Origin of the sequence: Hydrogenobacter sp., from assembly GCA_041287335.1 — a bacterium.
In the GTDB taxonomy this organism is placed as follows: Bacteria; Aquificota; Aquificia; order Aquificales; family Aquificaceae; genus Hydrogenobacter.
On the sequence record JBEULM010000022.1, the window covers coordinates 1 to 13,122 of the forward strand.

15 protein-coding genes and 1 tRNA gene are annotated in these 13,122 nt (G+C 42.0%); 9 read left to right on the forward strand and 7 right to left on the reverse strand.

All coding sequences use genetic code 11. The features are described from left to right. The 3 genes from bamA to thpR form a co-directional block, all read right to left on the reverse strand. Positions 1 to 1,658, reverse strand: a 1,658-nt coding sequence (gene bamA / locus ABWK04_02870; protein MEZ0360830.1) for an outer membrane protein assembly factor BamA, incomplete at its 3' end; no start/stop codon positions are given. Next, positions 1,642 to 2,646, reverse strand: a complete 1,005-nt coding sequence (gene purM / locus ABWK04_02875; protein MEZ0360831.1) for a phosphoribosylformylglycinamidine cyclo-ligase — start codon at positions 2,644 to 2,646, stop codon at positions 1,642 to 1,644. The genes bamA and purM, both read right to left, overlap by 17 nt. Beyond that, on the reverse strand, positions 2,639 to 3,196 hold the full coding sequence (thpR, locus tag ABWK04_02880) for an RNA 2',3'-cyclic phosphodiesterase (protein ID MEZ0360832.1): 558 nt from the start codon (positions 3,194 to 3,196) through the stop codon (positions 2,639 to 2,641). The genes purM and thpR overlap by 8 nt, the downstream gene beginning before the upstream one ends. 65 nt (positions 3,197 to 3,261) lie before the next feature. On the opposite strand from thpR, the gene ABWK04_02885 reads away from it, so the two are divergent. The 5 genes from ABWK04_02885 to ABWK04_02905 all read left to right on the forward strand — a co-directional run bounded on the left by ABWK04_02885 (position 3,262) and on the right by ABWK04_02905 (position 6,025). Further along, positions 3,262 to 3,588: a hypothetical protein gene (locus tag ABWK04_02885; GenBank protein MEZ0360833.1), complete on the forward strand. Its 327-nt coding sequence runs from the start codon at positions 3,262 to 3,264 to the stop codon at positions 3,586 to 3,588. 3 nt (positions 3,589 to 3,591) lie between these two features. Next, complete coding sequence (locus ABWK04_02890; protein MEZ0360834.1) at positions 3,592 to 4,041, forward strand: ribonuclease H-like YkuK family protein; 450 nt, start codon at positions 3,592 to 3,594, stop codon at positions 4,039 to 4,041. A gap of 22 nt (positions 4,042 to 4,063) precedes the next feature. Next, positions 4,064 to 4,147: transfer RNA gene (locus tag ABWK04_02895), tRNA-Leu, on the forward strand. A 13-nt stretch (positions 4,148 to 4,160) separates the two neighbouring features. Beyond that, on the forward strand, positions 4,161 to 4,805 hold the full coding sequence (gene queC / locus ABWK04_02900; protein ID MEZ0360835.1) for a 7-cyano-7-deazaguanine synthase QueC: 645 nt from the start codon (positions 4,161 to 4,163) through the stop codon (positions 4,803 to 4,805). Between the two features lie 47 nt (positions 4,806 to 4,852). Beyond that, complete coding sequence (locus ABWK04_02905) at positions 4,853 to 6,025, forward strand: type III PLP-dependent enzyme (GenBank protein ID MEZ0360836.1); 1,173 nt, start codon at positions 4,853 to 4,855, stop codon at positions 6,023 to 6,025. Here ABWK04_02905 and ABWK04_02910 read toward each other — a convergent pair. After that, entirely contained in the window at positions 6,006 to 6,845 is an 840-nt protein-coding gene (locus ABWK04_02910) for an ATPase, T2SS/T4P/T4SS family (GenBank protein ID MEZ0360837.1), read from the reverse strand. The two genes, ABWK04_02905 and ABWK04_02910, sit on opposite strands and share 20 nt — an antisense overlap. Before the next feature lie 77 nt (positions 6,846 to 6,922). On the opposite strand from ABWK04_02910, the gene ABWK04_02915 reads away from it, so the two are divergent. Continuing rightward, the gene (locus ABWK04_02915; GenBank protein ID MEZ0360838.1) at positions 6,923 to 7,960 is read left to right on the forward strand and encodes an Mrp/NBP35 family ATP-binding protein; all 1,038 of its coding nucleotides are present in this window, start codon (positions 6,923 to 6,925) and stop codon (positions 7,958 to 7,960) included. 3 nt (positions 7,961 to 7,963) lie between these two features. Beyond that, positions 7,964 to 9,184 (forward strand): cysteine desulfurase family protein, encoded by a 1,221-nt coding sequence (locus ABWK04_02920; GenBank protein MEZ0360839.1) that lies wholly within the window; start codon positions 7,964 to 7,966, stop codon positions 9,182 to 9,184. On the opposite strand, the gene folK is transcribed toward ABWK04_02920, so the two are convergent. Beyond that, positions 9,141 to 9,659: a 2-amino-4-hydroxy-6-hydroxymethyldihydropteridine diphosphokinase gene (gene folK / locus ABWK04_02925; protein MEZ0360840.1), complete on the reverse strand. Its 519-nt coding sequence runs from the start codon at positions 9,657 to 9,659 to the stop codon at positions 9,141 to 9,143. The genes ABWK04_02920 and folK overlap by 44 nt on opposite strands. A 44-nt stretch (positions 9,660 to 9,703) precedes the next feature. Here folK and cutA point away from each other — a divergent pair, with 44 nt between their 5' ends. Next, the gene (gene cutA, locus ABWK04_02930; GenBank protein MEZ0360841.1) at positions 9,704 to 10,033 is read left to right on the forward strand and encodes a divalent-cation tolerance protein CutA; all 330 of its coding nucleotides are present in this window, start codon (positions 9,704 to 9,706) and stop codon (positions 10,031 to 10,033) included. Here the strand turns inward: cutA and ABWK04_02935 are convergent. Further along, positions 9,987 to 10,577, reverse strand: coding sequence for an aminodeoxychorismate/anthranilate synthase component II (locus ABWK04_02935; GenBank protein ID MEZ0360842.1), 591 nt, complete (start codon positions 10,575 to 10,577; stop codon positions 9,987 to 9,989). The two genes, cutA and ABWK04_02935, sit on opposite strands and share 47 nt — an antisense overlap. 261 nt (positions 10,578 to 10,838) lie before the next feature. Here ABWK04_02935 and acs point away from each other — a divergent pair, with 261 nt between their 5' ends. Then, complete coding sequence (gene acs / locus ABWK04_02940; protein ID MEZ0360843.1) at positions 10,839 to 12,734, forward strand: acetate--CoA ligase; 1,896 nt, start codon at positions 10,839 to 10,841, stop codon at positions 12,732 to 12,734. Here the strand turns inward: acs and ABWK04_02945 are convergent. Beyond that, entirely contained in the window at positions 12,686 to 13,105 is a 420-nt protein-coding gene (locus ABWK04_02945) for a polymer-forming cytoskeletal protein (GenBank protein ID MEZ0360844.1), read from the reverse strand. The two genes, acs and ABWK04_02945, sit on opposite strands and share 49 nt — an antisense overlap. Positions 13,106 to 13,122 lie beyond the last annotated feature (17 nt).

The following is a 13,122-nucleotide window of genomic DNA, read 5'->3' on the forward strand; positions in this document are numbered from 1 at the left end:
TTCTGGAAGCTAAAACCACCGCTCACTCTCCAGAATTCCGCAAGTTCTCTGGAAAGTATGAGATCAAGCCCGGTCCTTGATACCGTGTAGGTAGTGTAGTCTATGCGCCTGTCATAGATAGAACCTGTAAGGTCCATAGGCTTATTCATAAACCACTTTCTCGTATAGGAGATTGAATTATCTTTGTAATTACTTCCGTAAGATACAGAAATACCCGCTATATCACCCGTTCCCAAGAAATTACCTTTTCTTATAGAAACAAAACCTGCAACCTTTGTTACTTGGTTGTATCCCAAACCTACTGAGAACTGTCCAGTAAATCTCTCCCTGACCTTCACCTCAAAGTCCCACCTTCTGCCTTCTGAAGGTATGGGTTCTATGGAAACATCTTCGTAGTAACCCAGATTGAATATCCTAGTCTTGGAACGTTCAATTTCCTTTTCATTGGCAAGCTCGCCTTCCTGAACTCTCATCTCTCTCCTTATCACGTAATCACGTGTTTCGTAGTTCCCTCTTATTTGCACCCTATTTATGTAAACAGGTTCTCCTTCATTGATCTTTAATGTAACGGTCACTCCCTTTTTCTCGCTATCTACCTTCTCATCCTTGATAATGGAAACGTTCATAAATCCTATGGAAGAATACTTCTTTTTTATGTTATCCATTACCGCATTTATCACCTCATCCCTATAGTATCCTCCCTTGTTCTTTTTTAGAAGCTTTTCAACAAGCTCATCATATGAGAAAAGCGTATTGCCCTCTATTTTGAGATTTTCTAACTTGTACCTCTTGCCCTCATTTATGTCTATTTCTATGCTGTATTTGGAGTCCTTCTTTGTGACTTTGTAAGATACCTTCACATCAAAAAAACCTTCCGATCTGTAAAAGTCCTCAAGCCTCGTTATATCATCCTTTAGAACATCTTCGCTAAAGGGTGGGTGCAGTCTAAGAGCAAAAAGACTCGGTGGTTTTGTCTCCATACGATCAAGGAGTCTTCCTGACCTGAAGGTTCTGTTGCCTTTAAAAGTTATCGATGATACGTATTCGGGACTTCCTTCGGATATGTGATAAACAAGCTTGGAAGCACCTTTTTTGGGAACAAGTTCGTAAGTGACTGTTACGTTTGGGTAACCTTCTTTGGCATAAGCTTCCATAATCTTCCTCTTTATGTACTCCATTTCCTCTCTGCTGAGGACCCTACCGAGCTTCAGCCTTCTTTGTATTTCCACCTTTTCCTCAATTGCGGGAGATGAGGTATAGCCCTTTGTAAGCTCTTCCACATCTATCTTTCCCACCTCTGTTTCTATGCCTATCTTCTTTTCCAAATCTTCTGACTTTATCTTCCTGTTTCCCGCAAACTCTATCTTGTATATGATGGGAAGGTCCACAACGTCGTAATAAAGGGTTACACTGTCATCTTGCCTCTCTTCATAAACTTCTATCTTGTCAAAAAATCCCGTCCTATAGAGCCTCCTTATATCCTCTCTGACGAGATCCGGTGTGTAGGTAACGCCCTCTTTTGCCTTTATAAGAGCCTTTATTACCTCGTCAGGTACGTACTTTGCACCCCTTATTTCTACCTTATGTATAACCTGGGAAAAGGAAAGACTCACAAACAGTGCTGAAGACAGGATAGCCTTTTTAAACAAGCAAGACATCTCTTTTGCCCTCCTCTATGTGTCCACATACAAAGGCGTCTTTGATAAGGTCTATTACTTTCTGCACCTCTCGTTCTTCCACAATTATCACAAAACCCATTCCCATATTGAAAGTTCTGTACATTTCCTCTTCCTCTATATTACCCAGCCTCCTAATCCAATCAAAGATCTCTTGCTTAGGTATTAAGGATTTTTTTACAATAGCCCTTTTACCTTCTGGTAGGATTCTTACCAGATTTCCTCTTATACCTCCTCCGGTTATGTGTGCCATTCCCTTTATTCTGACTTTGGTTTTAAGCTTTTTCACATCCTCCACGTATATACGCGTAGGCTCAAGTAAAAGTTCGTAAACGCGTTTTCCAAATTCACTCAGCCTATCATCGTAACCTATACCTTTTTGGGTAAGAACTTTTCTTATTAGAGAATAACCGTTTGAGTGAAATCCAGATGAGGGAAGTCCTATGAGCAGATCCCCCTCTTTTATCTCCTCACCTGTTAAGAGATGACTTTTTTCGCATACCCCGACACAAAAACCTGCAAGGTCGTAAACACCATCGGGATAAAAATCTGGCATCTGCGCAGTTTCTCCACCTACCAGAGGTACACCTGCCCTTTTGCACCCTTCTACTATGCCATCAATTACATTTTTGAGCACATCAAGATCTATCATGCCGGTAGCTATGTAATCAAGAAAGGCTATTGGATCAGCACCGGAGGTTAGCACATCGTTTACATTCATGGCGACAAGATCAATACCAATGGTGTCATGAATTCCTACAGCTTGCGCCACTTTGAGTTTTGTACCTACGCCATCTGTGGACATCATGATGACAGGATCTTTATATCCCTCTATCTTCAAACCGCTTGAAAATCCTCCCCAAAGTAATACGCCACTTGAAAGTCCTTTCACCTTTTCCTTTATGTAGTTTACGAATTCTTCGGCTTTTTGCAGATCCACACCTGCATCTCTGTACGTGATCTTATCCATGAAAGTAAAACTCCTCCAAAATAGTGTACACTGGACCTACAGAACTTAGCGAGCTTTTAACTAAAGCTATGCGATCCACCGTATCCTCTCCGAAGTTAGTACTTTCGTATTGCTTCAAAAGATCTTTGAGCTTTCTGCGATCAAAATCCTTTATCCTGCACACGGTTACATGTGGATGAAAGGGTTTACCCTCCTCCTTTATACCTGATCTCTTGTTAGCCTTAGTTATCTCCTTAGCGAGATTCTTTAAGTTGTTAGCACCATCACTCACACCTATCCACAGTACTCTCGCCCTTTCCAGAGAAGGGAAAACGCCCAAAGACTTGTACTTTACCTTTACAGGTTTGTATCTTTGTGCGATCTCCTGTATATTCTTGACTATGTCTATGAGTTTTCCCTCTTCAACGTCACCCAGAAATTGGAAAGTCATGTGAAGATTTTGAGGTTCTACCCATTTGCCTCTTAAGAAGTGTTCCGTTTGTTTTTCAAGTTTTTCTACCTGCTCTTGCAACCTCTTTGTGGTAAAAAAACCTACGAAGGCTCTGATCATTTAGAGGATGATTATAAACCAAAAGGGTTTGCCTTTTCCACTCTTTTGTTCTATCATTATTTGATGTGAGGATAAGTGAGCTTACACAAAAGCAGAGGAAATTCTTAAGAGAAGTGCTTGGTTTTGAAAATCTCCCCGAAGATGAACATCTGGATCCTTTTCTCGGTTCAAGAGGCTTTATGCTTTACAGATGTAACTCCTGCGGAAAGCTTATCATTCATGATGGCTACGAATTTTGGAATTTGAGTGAGTGTTGTGATGACAATTCCAAATTAATGCCCGAAGGCGTTCTCTGTGAAGTATGCTATGCCAGGAGTTTTGAAAACCTTAAAGACTGGATACTTTTTAGACCCTCTTGGGTCAAAGATGTGGATTTTGGTAAAGGAGTGTAGAGTATGCCTCTAATAAAGAACATAGAGGAGGTGAAGGAGTTCATAAAAGGCACATCTGAAAAGACAGCAATTTATGTAGGTTGCGATTCAAGGCAGGTAAGGGAAAAAACGGTTTTTGTTACTGTTGTGGTGGTACATATAGATTCGTGTAAAGGTGCAAAGATCTTTTGGCGTGTGGAAAGGGTGAGCAGGATAAGATCTTTAAGGCAGAGACTTATGGAAGAAGTAAGCAGGGCTGTGTTTATGGCTCTTGAGATATCTGAGGTTATAGGAAACAGACCCTTTGAGGTGCATCTGGACATAAATCCCAACCCCGAGCACAACTCAAGCGTCATACTGAAGGAAGCCATAGGTTACGTGTTAGCTCAAGGGTTAAAGCCCGTAGTTAAACCAAAATCCGTCGCAGCAACTACTGTTGCCGACTACATAACGGGAATGAGCGCCATAGGATAGTCTATACTATAATTATTAGAAAGCCGGAGTGGCGGAACTGGCAGACGCAGGGGATTCAAAATCCCCCGCCCGAAAGGGCGTGCGGGTTCAACTCCCGCCTCCGGCATAAATTAAAGATAATGAAAGGTATAATAGTGCTTCTCTCTGGAGGAATGGATAGTGCTACACTCCTGTGGTTATCAAAGAAAGAGTTTAATAAAGTTTACGCTATCTCTTTTGATTACGGACAGAGGCATAAGGTAGAGCTAAAATACGCCAAAGAACTTGCCAAATTGGCAGAAGTTGAAGAACACTTTTTGGTTGAAGTGCCTCATTATAAGAGCGTAAAAGGTTGTGCTTTACTTGACAATGCTTTGTCAATACCAAAGGGTGATTATCCCGTAAATGAGCCGCCCGTGACGACTGTTCCTATGAGAAATCTCACCTTCCTTTCTATAGCAGCTGCCTTTGCGGATACCTTAGAACTGGAGTATATCGGTATAGGTGTTCACGCCCTTGACACCCCTTACCCTGATTGCAGACCCGAGTTTGTAACTTCCGCAGAGGCTGCTATAAATGCCTCCTCCATCTTCGTAGCAAAAAGCAAGAGTAGAATACATATCTATACACCTTTTTTAGGTATGTCCAAAAGGGATATAGCTCTTCTGGGTAAGAGTTTGGGAGTACCCTTTGAAAAGACTTACTCGTGTTATATGGGAACAGAGCCACCTTGCGGTGAGTGTCCCACCTGCTTACAAAGAAAAGAAGCCCTCTCTTTTTTGTAGAGATCACCTTGTTGTGATGTGTGAAAGGTATTATTATTACTTCCATTATGGTTAAGGAGACATTAGATCAGAAGGAGCTACAGTTTCAGTTTGCCAAAAGATACTTTGAAGAGTTCATTGCCAAAAGGGAAAGTATTTCCTCCTACCTTAGACCAAAGGAGACTCCTTTACTCGTTATGGATCTTGACGGGATAAGGGAAAGATACGCAAATATAGAAAGGCATATGCCCAACTTCAGGATATACTATGCTGTAAAGGCAAACGATGATATAAACATAATAAAGACTTTAGCTCAAAGGGGTTCAGGCTTTGAGGTAGCTTCTTGTGAAGAACTCAAAAAAGTTCTGAGTGCACAAGTACAGCCTGAGAGGATCATATCAAGCAATCCTATAAAGCCTGAGGAGTTTATAGATTACGCCTATTCAGTAGGTGTAAATCGCTTTTCTGTTGATTCTTTTACTGAGGTGGAAAAGATAGCTAAGGTAGCAAATAGGGCCAGGGTTTATGTAAGGCTCGCTGTTCCTAACGAAGGTAGTGACTGGCCACTATCTAAAAAGTTCGGTGTTGATGTGGATACTGCACTTGAGATTCTTGAGTATGCAAGAGAAAAAGGGCTAGTACCTTACGGTATTACCTTCCACGTAGGCTCTCAGTGTAACAATTACAGGAACTGGTTTATAGCCATAAGGAAGTCAGCCGAACTATGGGAAAAGGCGAGGTATAGAGGTTTCAGGCTTCAGATGCTCAACGTAGGCGGTGGTATACCAGTCAAATATACTTACGAAGCGCTAAGGATAGAGGATATAGCTTACTACATAAAGGGTCTTTTGCAAAAATTTTTCCCCAATCCACCTCACGAGCTACAGATAGAACCAGGTAGAGGGCTCGTAGGTGACCAAGGTATTATGATAACGAGGATCATAGGCAAGGCAAAGAGAAACGACGAAAATTGGCTGTACATAGATGTTGGGGTATTCAACGGTTTGGCTGAAGCTCTCGGGGGCATAAGGTATCCCTTTTACTTAGAGAGGGAAGGAGAGCTAAAAGAGTGGATCGTGGGAGGTGTGTCCTGTGACAGCATGGATGTGATCGCCAGGATGGTAGCTCTTCCAGAACCACAGGTAGGAGACTACCTTTATATTCTCTCAACGGGTGCGTATACAACCGTCTACGCTTCAAACTTCAACGGTTTTCCGAAACCTAAGATAGTGTATTTGTGATAATCACGTGAAGTTTTTCCTCTGGGGCTTGTTCCACTTTTATAACAGCTTTGACAATTCTTTTGTGCTTTTCAAAGCTCTTAAATACAGCCTCCTCATTCATGTAAGGAGAGTAAAATATTACTAAGGTGTTGAGTTGTGCCACCTTAACTATGTGAAATACATCTTCATCAGGTAGGATCTCTCCGTATGCAACGTATACTATATCGGGATTTATATAAGCTACATCCTTCAAGCCTTCCTCAAATGTCGGCGTATCTATGCCTACCTCTCTCTGTATTATTACAGACTTGTCGTGCCTCAAAAGGAAGGAAAGAGGTTTTTCAAGGATAAGTATGACTTTTTGATAGTTTCTGGATACGTACTGAAGGGCTGAATATACGAAAGTGCTTACCCTTACAGGATTTGTGCCAAACACAAGTAGTATACCACAAAAGTGTATTCTTACAAGCTGATCCAGATGCTGAACAGTTTTTGGATCGCTACACAACTTCTCTAAGGATGGTACCTCATAGGGTGTCTTTACTATTTTTACCACATAACTACCCCTTTGGGTTATGTAACTCACTCTCAACCTTCCTACGTTATGTATTCCAAAAGAAAAGGTACCTTCGCTACCTAAAGGTCCTAAGGTGGGAGAGGTATAACTTCTCAAAGCCAAAAGTGTATCCCTTACATCTTCAGAAGTAAGCACAGCATCCATAATTCTAATAAGCTTCCCATTTTTCCTATCAAGGGGCGGAGCCTTAGGAACGAGGTATATCTCCGTTATGTCAGGTGTGCCACTTATGTAGCTCAGGATCTGGGATACATAATTCATAGCCTTCCCCCGGCTAATTTGATTATGCTCATATCAACATCCACAGAATAAATTATATTTCAAAAAAGGAGGACAGCATGGCGGTAAAGGACATAATAGATGCACTAAAAGGCATAAGCATAGATAATACCAAGCTTTCGGATCTCATAAAGGATATTAAACTCATAGGTTCATCTCTTGAAGTGGTGTATAGACTTCCCAAAAAGGGTTTAGAAGAGGATATAAAGCAAAAAACGTACCAAGCCCTTGAGAGTGTGCCGGATGTAAAAAGTGTAAATATAAGGTTCATAGAGGGATCACCAGAACCTCCAACTGCCTTTGGACAGCCTGCCTTTACAAGAAGGCGAGTTGAAGGCGTTAAATACCTAATCGCAGTTGGCAGTGGAAAGGGTGGTGTTGGTAAATCAACCGTTGCTGCCAACTTGGCTGTAGCTCTTTTAAAGTCCGGTTACAGGGTTGGTCTCTTGGATGCGGACATATATGGTCCGAGCGTACCTACTCTTTTGGGCGTAAAGGGGGAGAGAATACATGTTGACGAAAGAAACAGGTTAATACCTGTGGAAAAGTACGGTTTGAAGGTACTTTCAATAGGCTTTTTGCTTCCCTCCGAAGACACACCTGTCATCTGGAGAGGTCCCATGCTTATGAAGGCTCTCACCCAATTTCTCTTTGATGTGAATTGGGGAGAGCTTGATTTTCTAATATTGGACCTTCCACCCGGTACGGGAGATGTCCAGCTTACCCTCGCTCAAAACGTTCACATGACTGGAGCGATTATCGTTACCACACCTCAGGATGTAGCCTTAGCCGATGTAAAAAAGGCAACAGCCATGTTTAAAGAAGTTGATGTACCTGTACTTGGTGTGATAGAAAACATGGCATATTTTGTATGTCCAGAAAGCGGTAAAAAATACTACGTGTTTGGTAAAGGTAAAGTCATGGAATTTGCAAGGGCTTATAACCTTCAGGTACTCGGTTCCATCCCCATGGATCCGGAGGTGGCTGAAACTTCCGACGTTGGTATGCCTGTGACACTTGCTCATCCGGAGTCAGAGGTATCCAAAGCGTTCTTTAGTATAGCCAAACTTATATCTGAGAGAATTTTAAGGAGGTAAGGTATGTTTATAAAAAAGGTAGGTCAAAGGGTTGTTTATCTGGATCACATAGCTACTACGCCGGTTGCGCAGGAAGTTCTGGAGGCTATGCTTCCCTACTTTAGGGAGCACTTCGGAAATCCCACATCTCTGCACAGTTTTGGTCAAGTTACAAAAAAAGCCATAAACTCAGCGAGAGAAAAAATAGCTACCCTCATAAACGCTAACTCTCCTGAAGAGTTGATCTTCACTTCTGGCGGTATAGAGGCTAACAATCTGGCGATAAAAGGTATAGCGGAAGCGTATGAGAAAAAAGGTAGACATATAGTTTCAACAGAGATAGAGCATCACTCCATACTTCACCCTCTCAAAACTCTGGAAAGAAAAGGCTGGGAAGTTACCTACCTAAAGCCAGATAGGTATGGTCTAATACATCCAGATCAGGTCAGTGAGGCAGTAAGGCAGGATACTGTCCTTGTGAGCATAGGTCATTCAAACAGGGAGGTAGGTACCATTCAAGACATAAAAGGCTTGGTTCAGGCTGCAAAGGCAAAGAATCCCAAGGTTATATTCCATACAGATGCCGCACCAACGTTAGGTCACTACCCAGTTGATGTAAAAGATTGGGGTGTGGATGCCGCATCTTTCACCGCACACCTCATGTATGGACCTAAAGGTGTGGGCGCTCTGTGGACCAAGAAGGGTGTCAAGATAAGACCTCTCATAGAAGGTGGCACTCAAGAAAGGGGGGTAAGAGCGGGAACGGAAAATGTACCGGGCATTGTGGGTTTTGGTGCTGCAGCTGAACTCACTATAAAGGAGATTCAGGACAGGATGACGAGACTCTCTCATTACAGAGATAAGCTCAGAAAAGCTCTTGAGGAAAGGCTTGATTATATAGAGTTTACTGGACATCCCACTCAGAGGCTACCTCATCACCTTTCGCTTATAGTACATCTGATTGAAGGTGAAGCTATGCTTTTGAGACTTGATCTCATGGGGATAGAAACTGCTTCCGGTTCCGCATGTGTTTCTCTCGCTCTTAAACAATCCCACGTGCTTTTTGCCATAGGTGTACCAAAAGAGGTGGCTAACGGTTCTCTGGTCTTTAGCTTTGGCAGAGACAACACCGAGGAAGATGTGGATTATGTTATAGAGGAGTTTCCCAAGATCATAAAGCTTCTCAGGCAGATATCACCCTTCACCCCGGAAAACTGGGAGCAATACGTAAAGAGTAAGAAGTGATACAAGCATAAGGTTTGAGATTATTTTTTAGCTTACCTGCAAAGAGCTTTATAGGCTGTTCCAGTATCGGATGCATAAGGTTTTCGTCCAGCTCAAGGAGAGGAAAAAGCACGAAGTCCCTTTCAAGCATGTGCTGATGTGGAATTCTTAAGAAACTGAGCATTACTATGCATCGATCGTATAATAAAATATCCAGATCTATCTCTCTGGGACCCCAGCGATAGCGTTCCTTTCTTCCCACACGCCTTTCTATGTCCTTTATTACCTTCAAAAGTTTCAAGGGATCAAGTTCGGTATTAAACTTGAGAACTCCGTTTAAGAAGGTAGGTTGATCCTCAACCCCCCACGGGAGACTTTCGTATAAGGTGGATACAGCTTCTAAGTTCCCCCAATCTGCGAGTAGAGTTAAAGCCTTAAGTATGTTTTCTATTCTATCACCCCAATTACTTCCGAAGGATACGTAACAGACAGACATAGGGTAAAAGATAAACCCCTTTTCTCCGCAGTATAATAATCAGTATGAGGTATTACGTAGTTCTTATCACTACACCGATTGATAAAGCTAAGGATATAGCCGAACACCTAATAAGTGAAAAATTGGGAGCGTGCATAAATATTGTCAATGAGGTAAATTCCATATACTGGTGGAAAGGTAATGTAGAAAAGGATAGAGAAGCCCTGCTTATAATTAAAACAGCTAAGGAAAAACTTCCTCATCTCATAACCAGCGTAAAATCTATACATCCTTACACAGTACCAGAAATAATAGCCTTACCCATAGAATCAGGTAACGATGATTATCTCAGATGGATTGACGAATCCCTTGGGATATCTCAAGGAAGTTCCTAAGTATATCCATACCCGCTTCTGAAAGCACCGATTCGGGATGAAACTGCACACCAAAGACTGGGTATTCCCTATGTTCAACACCCATGATCTCACCATCGTCAGATTCTGCGGTTATCTTCAGTACAGATGGAAGGCTTTCTCTATCAATGACTAAGGAGTGGTATCTCACAGCCACAAAGGGGTTCTTTATACCCTTAAATATCCCCTCGCTCGTGTGGTATATTATGGATGTTTTGCCATGCATGAGATTTTTTGCTCTTACTATCTTTGCACCAAAGGCGTAACCTATGGCTTGATGTCCCAAGCATACACCCAGTATGGGAATCTCGTTGTAGAAGCGCCGTATCACGTCTACGGATATACCAGCTTCTTTCGGACTGCAAGGTCCGGGTGATATCACCACTGCGTCGGGTTTTGATTTCTCTATATCTTCAACTGTGATCTCATCGTTTCTTCTAACAGCTACACTACAGCCAAGAATCTCAAAATACTGCACTAAATTGTAGGTGAAAGAGTCATAGTTATCAATAACAAGAAGTTTCATCCTTATATTATAATTTCCTTTTTCACGTTTCTATTGTATGATAAAAATCATATAATTTTAAAAAATCAACAACTTCAGAAGAAAGCATTTAAAGTAAAAAGTCGGTGTTTTTGAATTTATGTCTTATCCATGAAAAATAAAGTTTTTTAGAATTATAAAGGAATAATCAGTATGATATGTATTATAAAAATTTAGAATTACATTGCAAAAATCGGGAGTTTAATTTATATTTTCAAAAAACTACCTGAAGGAGGTCTAAAGATGGTGGAAGAGAGATCCGAAACATTATTAAAGGTTGAGGAGAAGTATATGCCTCCGCAATCCATAGTAGAATCGGCATGGGTGAGGGATTACGAATCCCTATATCAGGAATCCATTAAGGATAAGGAATCCTTTTGGGCAAATGTAGCTGAGGAACTCCACTGGTTTAAAAAGTGGGATAAGGTGCTTGAATGGAACTATCCGTACGCTAAATGGTTCGTAGGTGGGAAGATCAATATAACTTATAACTGCCTTGACAGACATGTAAAAAACGGCAAAAGGAATAAGGTAGCGTATATTGCTCTTGATGAGGACAACAGGGAAAAGAAGATAACTTATGGAGAGCTTCTTGAACTCGTAAACCGTATAGCCAACGGGCTTAGATCTCTCGGAGTCAGAAAAGGGGACAGGGTGTCCATATACATGCCCAATACCATAGAAGCAGTTGCCTGCATGTTGGCATGTGCAAGGATAGGGGCTATACACAGTCTTGTCTTTGCAGGTTTTAGTGAGGGAGCTTTGAAACTCAGGATAGAAGATGCAAAAGCAAAAGTTCTTATAACCGCAAGTTATACAAAAAGAAGAGGCAGGAAGATAGACCTCCTTGCAACCGCACAAAGAGCTATAGACGGACTTGAATTTGTAGAGAAAGTCATAGTTTGGGACAGAGACGGAGATGTTCTAAATGGGGATAGTAAATTCTTTGTGAGTCTTGATCAGCTAATAAGTTCAGGCTCACCCAACTGTGATCCTGAGGTTATGGATGCCGAAGATCCTTTATACATACTCTACACATCTGGAACAACAGGTAAGCCAAAAGGTGTGCTTCACACTACTGGCGGTTACATGGTCGGTACATACTACACTACCAAGGTAGTTTTTGACGCAAAAGAGAACGATATATATTGGTGTACCGCAGATATAGGCTGGGTAACAGGACATAGCTATATAGTTTACGGTCCGCTTGCTGTAGGTCTAACTTCGCTGATCGTTGAGGGAGCGCCAGATTATCCGGATCCTGGAAGGTGGTGGAGCTATGTGGAAAAATATAGAGTCAACGTATTCTATACAGCGCCTACAGCTGTTAGGATGTTTATGAAGTACGGTGAGCAGTGGCCTGCCAAATATGATCTATCCTCTTTGAGAATCTTAGGATCTGTGGGCGAACCTATAAATCCGGAAGCATGGCACTGGTACTTTAAAAATATAGGAAGGGAAAGATGTGTAATAGTAGATACTTGGTGGCAAACGGAAACGGGTATGCACATGATAACCACCATACCGTCATATCCTTCAAAGCCCGGAAAGGCAGGCAAGCCTTTCTTCGGTATAGAAGCTCTCATCGTGGACAGACACGGTAATGTTCTCCCACCCAACACCATAGGCAATCTCGTCATAAAAACTCCTTGGCCAGCTATGCTCAGAACGTGCTGGGGCGAACCCGAAAGATACGAAAAATACTGGAACACGATACCTGGCTATTATCTGACGGGTGATTTGGCATCTTACGATGAAGAAGGGTATATAATGATCTTAGGTAGGGCTGATGATGTATTGAACGTAGCAGGACACAGGATAGGAACTATGGAAGTGGAAAGTGCCATAGTGGATTATCCGGCGGTTGCGGAAGCTGCTGTCATAGGCAAACCTCACGAGGTGAAAGGTGAATCCATAAAGGCTTTTGTCATACTCAAAAAGGGTTATGCACCTTCTGAAAAGCTCATTGAGGAGATAAAGCACCACGTAAAGCAAGTTTTGGGAGCTATAGCTGTACCTGACGAGATAGAGTTTGTAGAAAAACTTCCCAAAACGAGAAGCGGTAAGATAATGAGGAGGGTACTGAAAGCTCAAGAACTTGGACTTCCAGTTGGAGATATATCCACACTTGAGGATTGAACTTCTTTGGGGGGTGACCCCCCTTCCATCTTACACTCACCATTATAAACAGCCCCTCTCTCTATTACAAGCTCTTCTACATGTATATTCCCGTCAACCCTGCTTCCCGATTTTAGTTCAAGACTTTGTGCGCTTATATTACCCTGGACTCTTCCATACACGATCACTTTTTCAAGGCTTATGTCTCCTTTCACGATCCCCCGCTCTCCGAGTATAAGCCCTCCTTTACCGCTTATGTTGCCCCTTATCTCACCATCTATCCTCATAAGTCCTTCTGACACCGTCAGATTGCCGTCGAACAAACATCCTAAGCCTATGAGCGTTTTTATCTCCTGATTGGTAACCCTTACCTCTTCCCTTTTACCAAACATGTTTAGTATTATAACGC

Coding starts and splice junctions, on each gene's coding strand:
- ABWK04_02920 (MEZ0360839.1), top strand. CDS start 7,964: ATGTTTATAAAAAAGGTAGGTCAAAGGGTTGTTTATCTGGATCACATA.
- ABWK04_02945 (MEZ0360844.1), bottom strand. CDS start 13,105: ATGTTTGGTAAAAGGGAAGAGGTAAGGGTTACCAATCAGGAGATAAAA.
- ABWK04_02905 (MEZ0360836.1), top strand. CDS start 4,853: ATGGTTAAGGAGACATTAGATCAGAAGGAGCTACAGTTTCAGTTTGCC.
- purM (MEZ0360831.1), bottom strand. CDS start 2,646: ATGGATAAGATCACGTACAGAGATGCAGGTGTGGATCTGCAAAAAGCC.
- cutA (MEZ0360841.1), top strand. CDS start 9,704: ATGAGGTATTACGTAGTTCTTATCACTACACCGATTGATAAAGCTAAG.
- ABWK04_02915 (MEZ0360838.1), top strand. CDS start 6,923: ATGGCGGTAAAGGACATAATAGATGCACTAAAAGGCATAAGCATAGAT.
- ABWK04_02935 (MEZ0360842.1), bottom strand. CDS start 10,577: ATGAAACTTCTTGTTATTGATAACTATGACTCTTTCACCTACAATTTA.
- ABWK04_02910 (MEZ0360837.1), bottom strand. CDS start 6,845: ATGAATTATGTATCCCAGATCCTGAGCTACATAAGTGGCACACCTGAC.
- thpR (MEZ0360832.1), bottom strand. CDS start 3,196: ATGATCAGAGCCTTCGTAGGTTTTTTTACCACAAAGAGGTTGCAAGAG.
- acs (MEZ0360843.1), top strand. CDS start 10,839: ATGGTGGAAGAGAGATCCGAAACATTATTAAAGGTTGAGGAGAAGTAT.
- ABWK04_02890 (MEZ0360834.1), top strand. CDS start 3,592: ATGCCTCTAATAAAGAACATAGAGGAGGTGAAGGAGTTCATAAAAGGC.
- queC (MEZ0360835.1), top strand. CDS start 4,161: ATGAAAGGTATAATAGTGCTTCTCTCTGGAGGAATGGATAGTGCTACA.
- folK (MEZ0360840.1), bottom strand. CDS start 9,659: ATGTCTGTCTGTTACGTATCCTTCGGAAGTAATTGGGGTGATAGAATA.